Raw genomic sequence first — 15,942 nt, forward strand, 5'->3', positions numbered from 1 at the left:
AGATCCGCTGGTAATGGCTGACTAATAAGGCTTGCGCGACCTGTCATGGCGTCAGACGACGGTTAGACCCGGAACACGTGTCGCGCAGACACGAGCTTTGTGGCAAGTTAGGTTTTCATTGAATTTGGCAGTCGCAACAGCGCGCCTGCCGTTTCATGCATCATTCTTACGAGATTTGCCGTGCGCGCATTTACCCCTTCCATCGGTCCCGATTTCCGCTTTACGCCCGCCTTCGGTCTCGGCAACCCGCACCTGCAAACCTTGTGGGGACCGCTCTGGCGCAAAACCACCCACCTGGACCGCGAACGTGAACGCTTGTGGCTTGCAGACGGCGACTTCCTCGATCTGGACTGGCATGGCCCGCACACCGCCGATGCGCCATTGGTGCTGGTGTTGCACGGCCTGACCGGTTCGTCCAATTCGCCTTATGTCGCCGGCCTGCAAAAAGTGCTGGGAGCTCAAGGCTGGGCCAGTGTCGCGCTGAACTGGCGCGGCTGTTCGGGCGAGCCGAATCTGCTATCGCGCAGTTACCACTCCGGTGCCAGCGAAGACCTCGCCGAAGCCATTCGGCACCTGCGCGCCAAGCGACCGATGGCACCGCTGTATGCCGTCGGTTATTCCCTGGGCGGTAATGTGCTGCTCAAGCACTTGGGCGAAACCGGCAGCGCCAGCGGCGTACTCGGTGCCGTGGCGGTGTCGGTACCGTTTCGGCTCGATCAATGCGCCGACCGTATCGGCCAGGGTTTTTCGAAGATCTATCAGGCGCATTTCATGCGTGAGATGGTCGGCTACATCAAGAACAAGCAACGGCAGTTTCAGCACGATGGCCGCGAGGACAGCCTGGCGGAGCTGGCCGCGCTCGGCTCACTGGAAAACATGCGCACGTTCTGGGATTTCGATGGCCGGGTGACGGCGCCGCTGCACGGATTTACCGATGCGCACGATTACTACCGCCGTGCATCCAGCCGCTATTTTCTCGGTGAGATTCGTACGCCGACCCTAATCATTCAGGCAGCGGACGATCCTTTCGTCTTCCCGCACAGCTTGCCGAGCGTTGAAGAGTTGTCTGCCTGCACGCAATTCGAATTGCAGCCCAAAGGCGGACATGTCGGTTTCGTCGACGGCTCATTGCGTCAGCCGGGCTACTACCTCGAACGTCGCATCCCGCAATGGCTGGCACGCCTGACGGCTTGAACGATCAGGGCGATACTCTTACCTGACGCCATCGCCAGCAGGCTCGCTCCCAAAAGGGGGGTTATTCGCCAGTGGCGATACCGCGCGAAGGCTCGTTGATCCACTCGCTCCACGACCCGGCATACAGCGAACCCAACGGGTACCCCGCCAGACACAGCGCAAACAGGTTGTGACACGCCGTCACGCCTGAGCCGCAATAGGCAACCAGTTCGGACGGTGAACGCTCGCCAAGCTTCGCGGCAAAGCGCTGTTTGAGCTGATCGACCGGCAGGAAGCGCCCATCACTGCCCAGGTTGTCGGTAAACGCCGCGCATTGTGCGCCGTGGATGTGTCCGGCAATCGGGTCGATAGGTTCCACTTCGCCCTTGAAACGCGGCAAGGCCCGCGCATCGATCAGGGTCAACGCGGGTTGACCGAGGCGTTGCTGCAATTGCTCGGCATTGAGCAGCAGGCTCATGTCCGGCTGACCGCTGAAATGACCAGGCGTTAGCGTCGGCGCATCCAGACTCAGCGGCAGACCCGCCGCATGCCAGGCCTTGAGCCCGCCATCGAGAATGAACACGCCCTCGCGCTTGCCCAGCCATGCCAGCAACCACCATGCGCGCGCCGCGTAGGCACCGGGGCCGTCGTCATACAGAACCACGTCGCTGTCGGCATTGATGCCCCAGGCTTGCAGGCGCTCGACCAGCGCTGTCGGCTCGGGCAAAGGATGACGTCCGGTCACGCCTTTGACCACTTTGCCACTGAGGTCGCGCTCCAGATCAGCGAAACTCGCCCCGGCAATGTGCCCTTCGGCGTAGCTGCGCTGACCGTAATCCGGGTCTTCGAGGGCAAAACGACAATCGAGAATCACCAGCCCCGATTGCTCCTTGCGGGCATCCAGTGCGTTGGGACTGATCAGTTGCGCAATCGGCATAACGGGCTCCTGTGAATTCAACGAAACGGTTTACTTCACGTCATCGAGGGCCTGGGCCAGCGGCACGTAGAATTCCTCGAACAACGCATTGACCTCTTCACGTGCCTGTTCGGTGACAAACCCGGCCTCCAGTACCAGCACCTGGTACACGCCACGCTTGATGGCTTGCTCGCTGAGGTGGTTGGAGTTCTCCCGGGTGGTGCACAAAAAACGCACCCAGGACGTCAGGATGATCCAGGCATTGAGGGTCAGGGATTCGATCTGCACGCGGTCCATGTCGAGGATCCCGGCGGCAACAAAACCTTCGTAGATCGCCCCGCCCTGGATCAAGCAGCGCTGGGAGAACCGTCGATAGCGCGCGGCCAGCTCCGGATCGCTGTCGAGCAGATGTTCGAGGTCGCGGTGCAGAAAGCGATATCGCCACATCGCCGAGAGCAGCTCCTTGAGATAAAAGCGCTTGTCTTCCACCGTCGCGGCGCGCCCCTGCGGCGGGCGCAGGAAGCTGTCGACAAGGCTCTCGTACTCACTGAACAACACGGCGATGATCGCCTGCTTGTTGGGGAAGTGGTAGTAGAGATTGCCCGGAGAAATCTCCATATGGGCAGCAATGTGATTGGTGCTGATGCTGCGCTCGCCCTGCTGATTGAACAGTTCGAGGCTGTTCAGCACGATACGCTCGCTGGTTTTTATTCGTGGGGCCATGGCTTGGGCTTTAATTCAGAGTGCGTTGAGGGGCATCTTACGACCTAACCGGAAATGGATAAAACACTGCTGTGCATGGAAGTCATTTGACTTTATAGAGCATAGACTCTAAAAAGTGCCTCATTACAATAAAATCCGGAGCCAACAATGACTGCCGATATTGCCTACCTGCAAACGCTACAAGAGCCACTGCAAGCACTTGATCGGCAGTTCGATGCGCAACGGGCCGCGTACGCCGCCAATCCGATGCCACCTGCCGCCCAGCGTCAGCAATGGCTCAAGGCCCTGCGCGATTTGCTCAGCAACGAGCGTCAGGCCTTGATCGAGGCAATCAGTGCCGATTTCAGCCATCGCAGCGCCGATGAAACGCTGCTTGCCGAATTGATGCCAAGCCTGCATGGCATTCACTACGCCAGCCGTCACCTCAATGGCTGGATGAAGCCTTCGCGGCGCAAGGTCGGCATGGCTTTCCAGCCAGCCTCGGCGAAAGTTGTTTACCAGCCACTGGGCGTGATCGGCGTCATCGTGCCGTGGAATTACCCGCTGTATCTGGCCATCGGCCCACTTGTCGGCGCGTTGGCGGCGGGCAACCGAGTGATGCTCAAACTCAGCGAGTCGACCCCCGCCACTGGCCTGTTGCTCAAGGAGCTGCTGGCGCGAATCTTCCCCGAAGATCTGGTCTGTGTGGTGCTTGGCGAAGCTGACATCGGCGTGGCGTTTTCCCGTCTGCGCTTCGATCATATGCTGTTCACTGGCGCCACCAGCATCGGCAAGCACGTGATGCGCGCTGCGGCAGAAAATCTCACACCCGTCACGCTGGAACTGGGCGGCAAATCCCCGGCCATCGTCTCCCGTGATGTGCCGCTCAAGGATGCCGCCGAACGCATCGCCTTCGGCAAAACCCTCAACGCCGGGCAGACCTGCGTCGCCCCCGATTACGTGCTGGTGCCGGAAGACCGGGTCGGCGGCTTCGTCGAAGCCTATCGCCAGGCCGTGCAGGGTTTTTATCCGACCCTCACCGACAACCCGGACTACACCGCAATCATCAACGAACGCCAACTGGCCCGACTCAACAGCTACGTCAGTGATGCCACCAGCAAGGGCGCGCTGCTGATTCCGCTGTTCGAGCAGGGTCAAGGCCGGCGCATGCCGCACAGTGTTTTGTTGAATGTCAGCGACGAAATGACGGTGATGCAGGATGAAATCTTCGGCCCGCTGTTGCCAATCGTGCCGTATCGAGATCTGGAGCAGGCATTCGCTTACATCAATCAGCGGCCTCGACCTCTGGCTCTTTACTACTTCGGCTACGACAAACGCGAACAGAACCGCGTGCTGCACGAAACCCATTCCGGCGGCGTGTGCCTGAACGACACGTTGCTGCATGTGGCGCAGGACGACATGCCCTTTGGCGGCATCGGCGCTTCGGGGATGGGCCATTACCATGGTCACGAAGGGTTCCTGACCTTCAGCAAAGCCAAAGGCGTGCTGATTAAACAGCGCTTCAATGCGGCCCGACTGATTTACCCGCCTTATGGAAAATCGATTCAGAAACTGATCCAGAAGCTGTTCATCCGCTAAACATTCGTCATCGCCGCCGGGTAATAAAAACAATGCACCCAAGCCTGACCGATACACCTGCACTGTCGCGCCGTGGCCTGCTGAAATTCAGCCTCGGCGCCACGGCATTCCTCGCCACCGCGGGACTCGGCGCCAGCCTCAGCGGCTGCTCGTCGAGCGTCGCGGCCAACGGTTTCATCTCGTTGCGCGACGGCGACCTGCTGTTTCTGCGCGCACTGGTTCCGGTAATGCTCGACGGCGCCGTGGCTCCCGAAAAGATGCCGGACGCGGTGGCTGGCACGCTCAAGTCGCTGGACTACAGCCTCGATCACCTGTCGCCGGAAATGCTCAAACTCACTCGACAGCTGTTCGACGTGCTGGGCATGACCGTGACGCGCGGGCCGCTCACCGGGATCTGGGGCAGTTGGGAAAACGCCACTCCCGAAGCAATGCGCAGCTTTCTCGATCGCTGGGAAAACAGCTCGTTGAGCCTGTTGCGTATGGGTCATAGCTCTTTGCAGCAGATGGTACTGATGGCCTGGTACAGCCGCGGCGAATCCTGGGCGCACTGCGGTTATCCCGGCCCGCCCACGGTCTGAACATCACGCGAAACCTGTGGGAGCGGGCTTGCCCGCGATAGCGTCAGTCGCCTCACAATCGAATTAAAAAATAATAAAGAGAGCCTGATCGATGCCCGTACCCGACCCCTTCCGCGAAGGCCTCGCCCGAGGCTGGAAAACCTACAACGGCGCGCAGTTGCCTGCCGATCTGACCCTCGAAACAGATGTCGCGATCATCGGCAGCGGCGCGGGTGGCGGTACCACCGCGGAAATCCTCAGCGCCGCCGGCTATAAAGTGCTGCTGATCGAAGAAGGCCCGCTGAAAACCAGCTCCGACTTCAAAATGCTTGAAGACGAGGCCTACAGCAGCCTCTATCAGGAAGGCATCGGCCGCATGAGCAAGGACGGCGCGATCACCATCCTGCAGGGCCGCGCGGTCGGCGGCACGACGCTGATCAACTGGACATCGAGCTTCCGCACGCCAGAGCCAACCCTCCAACACTGGGCCACCGAGCACAACGTCAGGGGCCACAGCCCTGCCGACATGGCGCCATGGTTCGAAAAAATGGAGCAGCGCCTCGGCGTCGCGCCGTGGATGGTTCCACCGAACCCCAACAACGACGTGATCCGCAAGGGCTGCGAGCAACTCGGCTACAGCTGGCACGTGATTCCGCGCAATGTGCGTGGCTGCTGGAACCTCGGCTACTGCGGTATGGGCTGCCCGACCAACGCCAAGCAATCGATGATGGTCACGACCATTCCGGCGACCCTGGAAAAGGGTGGCGAACTGCTGTACCTGGCCCGCGCGGAAAAGCTGCTGATCAACGGCGACAAAGTGACCGGCCTGCAATGCGTGGCCATGGATGAACGCTGCGTCGAGGCAACAGGACGCAAAATCACCGTCAAGGCGCGGCATTACGTTTTGGCCGGCGGTGGCATCAACAGTCCTGCCCTGCTGCTGCGCTCCGATGCGCCGGATCCGCATCAGCGAGTGGGCAAACGTACTTTTCTGCACTTGGTGAACATGTCCGCCGGACGCTTCGACGAGGTGATCAACCCTTTCTACGGAGCGCCGCAATCGATCTATTCCGACCACTTCCAATGGAAGGACGGTGCCACTGGGCCGATAGGCTACAAACTGGAAGTGCCGCCGCTGCACCCGGCGCTGGCGGCCACGCTGCTGGGCGGGTTTGGTCAGGAGAGCGCGCAGCACATGGCCGATCTGCCACACACACACGCGATGCTGGCGTTATTGCGCGACGGTTTTCACCCGGACAGCCCGGGCGGCAATGTCGAGTTGCGCAGTGACGGCTCGCCGGTGCTCGACTATCAGGTTTCGCCTTACACCTGGGAAGGCTTGCGCCGCGCGTTTCACCACATGGCCGAGATCCAGTTTGCCGGCGGTGCCAAAGCGGTGATGCCAATGCACGCCGACGCGCGTTATGTGAAGACGCTGGCGGAGGCGCGGAGCCTCATCGATGGCTTGAGCCTTGAGTTGTATCGCACGCGGCTGGGCAGCGCCCACGTCATGGGCGGCTGCGCGATGGGTGAAGACCCGAAAACCGCAGTCACCGACAGCCTTGGCCGCCATCATCAACTGAGCAATCTGTCGATTCATGACGGCTCGCTATTCCCCACCAGCATTGGCGCCAATCCACAATTGTCGGTGTACGGTCTGACTGCGCAATTGGCCACTTCCCTCGCCGAACGGCTGAAAAATCCGTGAAAAAGCAGAATATTCCTATCGTCTATAGTGCTTTCTTACCCAACAGGCGACTTGGCCGACCGGGACGGCTGCGATACCATCCGACTCCCCAACGGACTCCCGCCAGGACGACGCGATGAACCGAGTGTTGTACCCAGGTACCTTCGACCCTATTACCAAGGGCCATGGCGATCTGGTCGAACGCGCCTCGCGCCTGTTCGATCACGTGATCATTGCGGTCGCCGCCAGCCCCAAGAAGAACCCGCTGTTCCCGCTGGAACAACGGGTAGAACTGGCTCGCGAGGTCACCAAACACCTGCCGAACGTGGAAGTGGTCGGTTTCGCGACGCTGCTGGCGCATTTCGCCAAAGAGCAGAACGCCAATGTCTTCCTGCGTGGTTTGCGGGCAGTGTCGGACTTCGAATACGAGTTCCAGCTGGCCAACATGAACCGCCAGTTGGCGCCGGATGTCGAGAGCCTGTTTCTCACACCATCCGAGCGTTACTCGTTCATTTCCTCGACGCTGGTGCGGGAAATCGCCGCGCTGGGCGGCGATATCAGCAAGTTCGTCCACCCGGCCGTGGCGGACGCCCTGACCCTACGCTTTAAAAAGTAGGAGCTGCCGAAGGCTGCGATCTTTTGATCTTGATTGCAGCCACATACAGCAGTTGATCGCACCCGCGTGCACTCCGGGCGCCAATGCGGCACAATTGCGCGCATTGGTTTATAGCGCCCGGGCCTGCCGCCCCGGCTGGAGTTAGCATGTCCCTGATCATCACCGACGATTGCATCAACTGCGACGTCTGCGAACCCGAGTGCCCGAACGCCGCCATTTCCCAAGGCGAAGAGATCTACGTGATCGACCCGAATCTGTGCACCCAGTGCGTCGGCCACTACGACGAACCGCAGTGCCAGCAGGTCTGCCCGGTGGATTGCATTCCGCTGGACGAAGCGCATCCGGAGACTGAAGAACAGTTGATGGAGAAGTACAACAAGATTACCGGCAAGGCCTGAGTTCTTCAGCGCCGCTAGCGACGCCATCGCGGGCAAGCCCGCTCCCACAGGGTTCTGTGGTGGAACACAAATTGTGTGAACACCAAAACCTTGTGGGAGCGGGCTTGCCCGCGATGAGGCCATCGGCAACACAGCAAAATCCGGATCAGCTCACTCGCGCTGCTCAAACCCTTCCCCGATACACCCCAGACACCGCACAAACGCCGCTCGCGCCGGATCAACCACCAACGCCTGCCCCGCATCGCCAATTCCGCCACCCAGCGCGGTAAACGGCAACGACACCACAAACGCTCCGGCACCGATCACCGTCGCCACCACCAGCAAAGGTCGGGCGATCAGCAAGTCGCCAAGCATGGCGTAGGCCGGTGGGTTCTGGATGGTGTAACGCGGATCACCGCTGCCGGTTTCCGTGGCCTGTACAGCCAGGCTGGAACACAGCAGCAGTGCGGCACAGAAGACTTGCAGGGATTTCATGGCACGATCCTTCGGGCTTGGCAGTGAGACAACTCACTATAGACCGTAGGATGTTTTCGAACGATTTGCCTCAGCTCTGACAGCGCGGGCAAAAGACGCTGGCGCGCTGGCCAAGCTTCACTTCGCGCAGACCGGTGCCGCAGACCTTGCAGTGTTCACCACCACGGCCATAGACAAACAGCTCCTGCTGGAAATATCCCGGTTGTCCGTCGCCGCCGATAAAATCACGCAACGTGGTGCCGCCACGCTCGATGGCGGCGGCAAGGATGCGTTTGATCTCGATCGCCAGTTTCAGATAACGCCCCCGGGAAATGCCCCCGGCCTCACGACGCGGATCAATGCCCGCGGCGAACAGCGCTTCGGTCGCATAAATATTGCCGACCCCGACCACCACTGCGTTGTCCATGATGAACGGCTTGACCGCCATCGAGCGTCCGCGAGACAGCTTAAACAGCCGTTCGCCGTCGAACAGATCGGTCAACGGCTCCGGCCCGAGACGAATCAACAACTCGTGATTGAGTGGATCGGTACTCCACAGCATCGCGCCGAAACGCCGTGGATCGGTGTAGCGCAGGGCCAGACCGGATTCCAGTTCGATATCGACATGCTCATGCTTGAGCGCCGGCAACCCGACTTCGACCAGGCGCAAATTACCCGACATGCCCAGATGGCTGATCAACGTGCCGACTTCGGCGTTGATCAACAGATACTTGGCCCGCCGTTCCACCAGCACGATGCGCTGGCCCGACAGGCGCACATCGAGGTCTTCAGGGATCGGCCAGCGCAGCCGGCGGTCGCGCACGATCACTCGGCTGACGCGCTGGCCTTCCAGATGCGGAGCAATGCCCCGGCGGGTGGTTTCGACTTCCGGCAGTTCAGGCATGGCGTCCTCGAATCAATGCGCGCCTAAGTCGCGGATCGTTTGTTTGAGGGTTTCGAAGTCGTATTCCGACAGGCCGACGTAATCAAGCACCAGCGGGCCGACCGCGTTCCATTCGAAATCTTCGGTCTGGTTGCCCAGTACCCGATAGGACGCGCAAATGTGCTCGGCCATCTTGAGGATCGCCATCAGGTTCTTCAGTTGACTGTTGCGCGAGGACTCGTCGCTGAATATCGCCAGCGCGTTGTGGTGATTGGCGATTGCCGCACTGACGTGTTCCGGCAGGCGCCAGGACTTGGCCGTGTAGTAGCCGACCACGGCGTGGTTGGTGTTGAACTCGTTGTTTTCGGTGTCCACCACCCGGCATTCGGCGCTGGCATGGGCGTAGGCCTTTTCCAGAACCGACATGTAATTGGGAAAGCGCTGCAGCATCAACGGCACGCCGCAATCGTGGAACAGACCCAATGCGTAGGCTTCGTCGCCGGCCTGAGTGCCAATGCGCTTGGCCAGGGTCAGACACGTCATCGCCACATCCTGGGCGGTGTCCCAGAAACGGTTGAGCGTGACGATGGTGTCATCGTTCATCTCGCCCTTGATCGACTGCGCGTTGATCAGGTTGATGATCGAACGACTGCCCAACAGGTTCACCGCACGCTGGATCGAAGTGATCTTGTTGCTCAAACCGTAATACGGCGAGTTGACGATTTTCAGCAGCGAGCCGGACAAGCCCGGATCCTGGGCGATCAGCTTGGCGATCACCTCCAGGTCCGGGTCAGGCATGTACTGCTCCATTTGCAGATCCACCATGATCTGCGGCTGCGCGGGCACGCTGATGCCTTGCAGGGATTGTTGAATCTGTTCGGCGGTCAGCTCTTGGGACATAAGTACACACTCTGGGACAGGCGGCGATTCTAACCTCTAAAAACCGCAGGACGACACACCAGTGGGCAATTGTCAGGAACTTTCATTCAAGCGCCGGCTTCGGACTCTGTAATGCCCAACGGATCATTTCGATCCCACGGGGCGGCAAATTCCCACAGACTCAGGAGCTTATCGATGGCTACTCAACTCAACGGCAAGCGCGTGGCTTTTTTGGTAACCGATGGTTTCGAACAGGTTGAATTGACAGGTCCCAAGCAAGCGCTCGAACAGGCCGGCGCTCAGGTCGATATCCTCTCGGCCGAAGAAGGCACGGTCAAAGGCTGGAACCATGACAAACCGGCGGATGACTTCAAGGTCGACCAGACCTTCCAGGCCGCCAGCAGCGAGCAATATGACGCCATCGTATTGCCCGGTGGCGTACAGAACTCCGACACCATCCGCATCGACCAGGATGCCCAGCATCTGGTCAAGACTGGCACCTCGGCCGGCAAACCGATTGCGGTGATCTGCCATGGCGGATGGCTGTTGATTTCGGCGGGGTTGGTCAATGGCAAGACCATGACCAGCTACAAGACGCTCAAAGACGATCTGGTGAATGCCGGTGCCAACTGGGTCGATCAGGAAGTGGTCAGAGACGGCCACTTGATCAGCAGTCGTCAGCCGGATGATATTCCGGCGTTTAGTCGTGAGTTGATCGACGCGCTGTCGGCCTGATACTGGAGGGCTACAGGGGTTTCTGTGGTGAGGGGATTTATCCCCGATGGGCGGCGGCGCCGCCCCAGATCGACTTACAAGTTGTATCAGGGAACCGAGTTATCTGGTTTTGCGACTGCTGCGCAGCCGATCGGGGATAAATCCCCTCGCCACAGAAGCTCTCACTACCACAGCAGCCCGGATTGACTCCCAAGCCATATGTCCATTCGCAGGCCAATCAGCGGGCCCAACACGCTATACTCCCGCTCTTTTTTCCGGAGCGACGTCATGTCCCTGCCTAGCCTGCGCCTCAAAGCCAATGCCGACCGTCGCCTGCGCAACGGCCACTTGTGGGTCTACAGCAACGAAATCGATGTGGCGGCCACGCCACTGCACGGCTTCAAAGCCGGCGATCAAGCGATCCTCGAAGCTGCCGGCGGCAAGCCGCTGGGCATCGTCGCGATGAGCCCGAACAACCTGATCTGCGCCCGTCTGGTGTCCCGCGACATCAAGGTGCAACTGGACAAATCCCTGCTGGTGCATCGCCTCAACGTAGCGCTGTCGCTGCGCGATCGCCTGTTCGACAAGCCGTTCTACCGTCTGGTGTACGGTGACTCCGACCTGCTGCCAGGTCTGGTCGTTGACCGTTTTGGCGACATCCTCGTGGTGCAGATCGCCTCGGCGACCATGGAAGCGCATAAAGATGACGTGATCGCCGCGCTGACCCAAGTGCTCAAGCCAAGCGGCATTCTGTTCAAGAACGATTCCGCTGCGCGTGACGCCGAAGGCCTCAACCGCTACGTCGAAACCGTGTTCGGTCTGGTACCGGAATGGGTCGCACTGGAAGAGAACGGCGTGAAGTTCGAAGCGCCGGTCATTCAGGGGCAGAAAACCGGCTGGTTCTATGACCACCGCATGAACCGCGCACGCCTGGCGCCATACGCCAAAGGCAAACGTGTACTCGACCTCTATAGCTACATCGGTGGGTGGGGCGTGCAGGCTGCCGCATTCGGCGCCAGCGAAGTGTTCTGCGTCGATGCTTCGGCCTTCGCCCTTGATGGTGTCGAGCGCAACGCTGCACTGAACGGCTTTGCCGACAAGATGACCTGCATCGAAGGCGATGTCTTTGAAGCCTTGAAAGAACTGAAGGCCAGCGAAGAGCGCTTCGACGTGATCGTGGCCGACCCGCCAGCGTTCATCAAACGCAAGAAAGACATGAAGAACGGCGAAGGTGCGTACCGTCGCCTGAACGAGCAAGCCATGCGCCTGCTCAACAAGGACGGCATCCTGGTCAGTGCTTCGTGCTCGATGCACCTGCCGGAAGACGATCTGCAGAACATCCTGCTGACCAGCGCCCGCCACCTGGATCGCAACATCCAGTTGCTGGAGCGCGGCGGTCAGGGCCCGGATCACCCGGTCCACCCGGCCATCGCCGAAACCCGCTACATCAAGAGCATCACCTGCCGCCTGCTGCCTAACAGCTGATCAATGCGGATGACGGGGAGCCTCATGGCTCCCCGTTTGCTTTACGCCTGAACCTGACGGCTTCTCAACGATTTTTTCCTTTGTTATCACGACTTCCTACACTGCCGTCCGATTGACGTGCAGGACGTTTCCTCACGTCTTTTAATTATTGAAACTTTCCCTACAAAGTTCATCACCTGCTAAAGATCGCTCCGACAAAAATACTGGAATATTCCTACTTAATATCCCCTTGCCAATAATCCATTACAAACTATTATGAAGTTGTCACCACGAGGTGACTTCAACTATCAATGAACAAGGAGTTCACATCATGAAAAACATTTCTCTGGAAACCAACAAAATCGCAAACCTGGCTTTTCTGGTTGCGCCTAAAGCCCGTTAAATAAGTCGGGACGCTGGGGAGTGCCGGTCCCTCGGCGTCCTTTCGACTTTATCCAGAGTGAATGAACCCTATGTATATCAATCCTTATTTATTTATATTGCCGCGCTCGCCCGGACAAATAGTCTGGAACTACAAAGATCACACCCAACATGTACTTGATCTGAATTATACGTCACGCCTTGCCCAACTAATAAACGATCCCGAGTTGTTTGACACACACAACATCATAGACACACAACTATTAAACGCGGGCATTCTAACCGTTTCAAAAATAGACAATCCGCATTGGGGCTGGGATGAACTGTCGAAGATTTATCATATCGGCACGCAAAACATTCCCTGCGAATACACCCCACAGAATATTCAAGAGTGGTCCAGGCAATACCTGGCGCACTGTGACGAAGTGCTGGCCACCCCGTCGCCTGCAAAAAGCCGTCCGCAACACGAGGTTGAGCAACATATCTGTTTGCCCGACCCGGACGAATTGAGCGACGACAGCCTGGCTAACGCGCTGCTCCAGCGAAAAACCTGTCGCTCCTTTACCGGTGCAGCGATGACGCTCAATAACGTCAGCACTTTGCTTTACCTGACTCTCGGTTACCTGCGCGAACGCGACACCGATCGGGATGACAGCATCGCCGAAGACCTTTGCGCACGGCGCAGCAGTCCCTCCGGCGGTGGCCTGAACGCATGCGAAGGTTTTCTGCTGGTGCAGAACGTCGACGACCTGTCGCCCGGGATTTATGCCTATCACCCGGACGAACACTCCATCAGTCGAGTCAATCCATTGCCGTCATCGGCACTGGGCCAGTTGCTCGGTGGCCAGCATTTCATCAACAACCTGCCGCTGGGATTGTTCATCACGGCGCGGTTTGATCGGCTTTGGTGGAAGTATGGGCACTCCCGCGCTTATCGCATGGCGTTCGTTGAGGCCGGTCACTTGTCACAAACCTTTCAACTGGTTGCCACGGCACTGGGCCTGAACACCTGGTTGACCGGCGCGTTTGCCGATGAGCAAGTCGAAACACACCTCAAACTTGAGGGAAGCGCTGAACAGCCAATATTCTTTGTCGGCTGCGGGGAAAGCGATGGACAGGCAATGTGCCAGGAAATGCGCGAACTGTTGCGCGAGGTCCAGGCATGACCGTCCTCAGCGCCGATCCGAGCGAAGCGCCGACGTCCTGGGCGCTCAAATTCACCTTGGGAGACTGGGACAGCCGAGCCTCGGTCCGCACCAGCACTCATGACTATCAGTTGCCGGACGATGTGCAGCAACAATTAGAAAGTCGTTACTGGTTTCCACCGGACTTCCTGCCCTACCTGTCGCATCCTGCCATTCAAGCAGCAGGGCGTGATGTTATGCATAGGCTGACGGCCAATCATCTGGTGCACTTTCTCGACTACACCACCCTGCTCGAACACCGCATCGTGAATCGCGCGGTGGAAGTCATCATCCACCGGGAACTGCCGGTTCATGTGCCTCAAGCAATGAAGCACGCCGCGCTGCAGCTCTATACCGACGAGGGCTATCACGCGCTGTTTTCCGATCGTCTCGCCGATCAGATCGCCGGGTTCTACGGGATCATCGAACGTCCGGCGATGCCAAAGCGGATTACGCGCATGAACGCCCTGGTCGCCCGCACTTCGGAGAAAAACCGCCCACTGGTCTGGTTTCTGCTCGGCTTCGTCTCGGAAACCATCATTGCCCGGGAGCTGCTGGATGTCTGTCGCAACAGTCTGGTGTCCAGCGTCAACGAGATGCTGCGCGATCATCTGGCCGACGAAGCCCGCCACAGCCGCTACTTCGCCGAAGTGTTCCACTACCTGTGGCTGACCTTGAACAATCGCCAGCGAACCTTCGCCTCCAGATCGCTGTTGGAGATCATCGGGATGTTCTTCGAAGCCGACGAGCGCTGGTTGCAACAGAGCCTGCGTGGAGCAGGCATCACCGACAGTGCCGTGACCGACATCATCGCCAGCGTAACGGCGCCGCAAGCCACTCGACTGCGCGCACGCTCAGGTGCCACCGCCACATTGGACGCACTGAAAAAAGCCGGTTTTTTTGCCTGGCCCACCAACCAGCAACGCTTCGCCAAGGCAGGTCTGATCGATGGATAACAGAGAATCAGTGGCAAACGCCAAACGACGCCGTGGCGCGGTCAGCCTTTTATTGGCAATGGTGCTGCTTGGCGTGTTTCCGCTGGATGTCGTGCTGCCTTCATTTCCGGCACTGGCGACGCACTTTCGCACCACACCGAGCGACATTGCGCTGTCGATCAGTCTGTTCGCCGTGGGAATCGCGTTTGCCCAGGTCTTGATCGGGCCACTGTCCGACGTGATCGGGCGCAAGGGCTTGCTGCTCGCGGGCATGATCGTGTCGATACTCGGCGCTCTTGGTTGCGTGATGACCAGCGATTACACGCTGTTTCTGATATTTCGGGTTGTGCAGGCAGTGGGGTGCGGCTGTTTCGTGCTGTCCCAAGCGCTGGTGCAGGATCTGTTCGCGGGAGAAGAGCGCGATCGCCTGCGCATCCTGATGGTCACTGCAGGCGGGATCTTCATTTCAGTTTCACCGCTGGCCGGCACCTTTCTGCAGGCCACCCTTGGCTGGCGCGGCAGTTTCTGGGTATTTATTGCGCTATCGACAGTGGTACTCGTCAAAGCCTGGTTGCTTCTGGACAACATTCGTCCGGCCAGCAACGGCGAACGACTGGGTTTCATACAGTCTTACCAACGGGTGCTGGGGAGTTTCGAGTTCGTCAGCTACTGGCTGATATCAGCGTTTGCCTTCGCCTGCCACTTCTCGTTCATCGTTATTTCGCCGCTGATCTTCATGGATCAATTGCAACTCGCGCCTTATGACTTTTCGCTGATTCTGCTGATTTACGGTGCTGCCTATGTTGCCGGCGGCATCATCGCCTCCTTGCTGAGTCGACGCATCACGCCCGGCCGGCAAATCATTATCGGGCTGAGTCTGATCCTGTCGTCGGGGCTGCTGACGCTGTATCTGGCGACCCACCATGCGCTGACCCCGATGGCTGTGCTGATCCCGATGCTGATGTGTACCGCTGGAACTACCATCTCCCGGCCGGCCGCTACTTCTCGGGCCATGGGCCTGTTTCCCGATAACGCCGGTACCTCCGCCTCGGCCGGCAGCACCATCGTTTTCATTTGCGGCGGATTGATCAGCGCGCTGATAAGCCTCAGTCCTGCCAATCTGCAATTCACGCTGGGCTACAGTTTCGTGCTGCTCAGTTGCGTGGCACTGGCATTGAACAGAGGCATCAGCCGTCGAGCAAAAAACCTTCAGACCAGCGCGATCGTGCAGCCGGACAGCGATTAATCCTGCCGGTCGTCACGCAACAGGCACCGTCGGCACTGCAACAACGCTTTGCGCCATTCCCTCCAGACGCCAGCGGTGTAGAATCGCCAGATTCATCGCCATTCATCCCCCGGCGGGTTTATGAGCTCAGGCTGAGGCAAGCGGCGATCCCGCAA

16 protein-coding genes are annotated in these 15,942 nt (G+C 59.1%); 11 read left to right on the forward strand and 5 right to left on the reverse strand.

The window, feature by feature from the left end:
* The first annotated feature begins 180 nt into the window (after positions 1–180).
* On the forward strand, positions 181–1,194 hold the full coding sequence (locus ICA16_RS11045) for a hydrolase (RefSeq protein ID WP_224450875.1): 1,014 nt from the start codon (positions 181–183) through the stop codon (positions 1,192–1,194).
* A 61-nt stretch (positions 1,195–1,255) separates the two neighbouring features.
* On the opposite strand, the gene ICA16_RS11050 is transcribed toward ICA16_RS11045, so the two are convergent.
* Positions 1,256–2,110, reverse strand: a complete 855-nt coding sequence (locus tag ICA16_RS11050) for a sulfurtransferase (RefSeq protein WP_210700617.1) — start codon at positions 2,108–2,110, stop codon at positions 1,256–1,258.
* Positions 2,111–2,140: 30 nt separating this feature from the next.
* Positions 2,141–2,812, reverse strand: coding sequence for a TetR/AcrR family transcriptional regulator (locus ICA16_RS11055; RefSeq protein ID WP_042561566.1), 672 nt, complete (start codon positions 2,810–2,812; stop codon positions 2,141–2,143).
* A 147-nt stretch (positions 2,813–2,959) separates the two neighbouring features.
* On the opposite strand from ICA16_RS11055, the gene ICA16_RS11060 reads away from it, so the two are divergent.
* The 5 genes from ICA16_RS11060 to ICA16_RS11080 all read left to right on the forward strand — a co-directional run bounded on the left by ICA16_RS11060 (position 2,960) and on the right by ICA16_RS11080 (position 7,648).
* Positions 2,960–4,390 (forward strand): coniferyl aldehyde dehydrogenase, encoded by a 1,431-nt coding sequence (locus ICA16_RS11060; protein WP_210700618.1) that lies wholly within the window; start codon positions 2,960–2,962, stop codon positions 4,388–4,390.
* A gap of 32 nt (positions 4,391–4,422) precedes the next feature.
* On the forward strand, positions 4,423–4,968 hold the full coding sequence (locus ICA16_RS11065) for a twin-arginine translocation pathway signal protein (RefSeq protein WP_210700619.1): 546 nt from the start codon (positions 4,423–4,425) through the stop codon (positions 4,966–4,968).
* Between the two features lie 91 nt (positions 4,969–5,059).
* Positions 5,060–6,655 (forward strand): GMC family oxidoreductase, encoded by a 1,596-nt coding sequence (locus ICA16_RS11070; protein ID WP_210700620.1) that lies wholly within the window; start codon positions 5,060–5,062, stop codon positions 6,653–6,655.
* A 115-nt stretch (positions 6,656–6,770) separates the two neighbouring features.
* Positions 6,771–7,250, forward strand: a complete 480-nt coding sequence (coaD, locus tag ICA16_RS11075) for a pantetheine-phosphate adenylyltransferase (protein ID WP_150593581.1) — start codon at positions 6,771–6,773, stop codon at positions 7,248–7,250.
* Between the two features lie 146 nt (positions 7,251–7,396).
* A complete protein-coding gene (locus ICA16_RS11080; RefSeq protein ID WP_150617854.1) occupies positions 7,397–7,648 on the forward strand; it encodes a YfhL family 4Fe-4S dicluster ferredoxin in 252 nt (83 codons plus the stop codon).
* Between the two features lie 150 nt (positions 7,649–7,798).
* On the opposite strand, the gene ICA16_RS11085 is transcribed toward ICA16_RS11080, so the two are convergent.
* From ICA16_RS11085 to ICA16_RS11095, 3 genes are all read right to left on the reverse strand, one after another.
* The gene (locus ICA16_RS11085) at positions 7,799–8,122 is read right to left on the reverse strand and encodes a multidrug transporter (protein ID WP_150617855.1); all 324 of its coding nucleotides are present in this window, start codon (positions 8,120–8,122) and stop codon (positions 7,799–7,801) included.
* Between the two features lie 70 nt (positions 8,123–8,192).
* Positions 8,193–9,005 (reverse strand): bifunctional DNA-formamidopyrimidine glycosylase/DNA-(apurinic or apyrimidinic site) lyase, encoded by an 813-nt coding sequence (mutM, locus tag ICA16_RS11090; RefSeq protein ID WP_150602001.1) that lies wholly within the window; start codon positions 9,003–9,005, stop codon positions 8,193–8,195.
* Between the two features lie 12 nt (positions 9,006–9,017).
* On the reverse strand, positions 9,018–9,830 hold the full coding sequence (locus ICA16_RS11095; RefSeq protein WP_210700798.1) for an HDOD domain-containing protein: 813 nt from the start codon (positions 9,828–9,830) through the stop codon (positions 9,018–9,020).
* Between the two features lie 228 nt (positions 9,831–10,058).
* Here ICA16_RS11095 and ICA16_RS11100 point away from each other — a divergent pair, with 228 nt between their 5' ends.
* From ICA16_RS11100 to ICA16_RS11120, 5 genes are all read left to right on the forward strand, one after another.
* Entirely contained in the window at positions 10,059–10,598 is a 540-nt protein-coding gene (locus ICA16_RS11100) for a type 1 glutamine amidotransferase domain-containing protein (RefSeq protein WP_150602003.1), read from the forward strand.
* Between the two features lie 267 nt (positions 10,599–10,865).
* The gene (locus tag ICA16_RS11105; RefSeq protein WP_150593576.1) at positions 10,866–12,062 is read left to right on the forward strand and encodes a class I SAM-dependent rRNA methyltransferase; all 1,197 of its coding nucleotides are present in this window, start codon (positions 10,866–10,868) and stop codon (positions 12,060–12,062) included.
* 452 nt (positions 12,063–12,514) lie between these two features.
* Positions 12,515–13,588 (forward strand): SagB family peptide dehydrogenase, encoded by a 1,074-nt coding sequence (locus tag ICA16_RS11110; protein WP_210700621.1) that lies wholly within the window; start codon positions 12,515–12,517, stop codon positions 13,586–13,588.
* Positions 13,585–14,562: a diiron oxygenase gene (locus ICA16_RS11115; protein ID WP_150617858.1), complete on the forward strand. Its 978-nt coding sequence runs from the start codon at positions 13,585–13,587 to the stop codon at positions 14,560–14,562. The genes ICA16_RS11110 and ICA16_RS11115 overlap by 4 nt, the downstream gene beginning before the upstream one ends.
* The gene (locus tag ICA16_RS11120; protein WP_210700622.1) at positions 14,555–15,787 is read left to right on the forward strand and encodes an MFS transporter; all 1,233 of its coding nucleotides are present in this window, start codon (positions 14,555–14,557) and stop codon (positions 15,785–15,787) included. Before ICA16_RS11115 ends, ICA16_RS11120 begins: the two co-directional genes overlap by 8 nt.
* Positions 15,788–15,942 lie beyond the last annotated feature (155 nt).

The sequence above is a fragment of the Pseudomonas anatoliensis genome, assembly GCF_017976235.1.
Lineage (GTDB): Bacteria > Pseudomonadota > Gammaproteobacteria > Pseudomonadales > Pseudomonadaceae > Aquipseudomonas > Aquipseudomonas anatoliensis.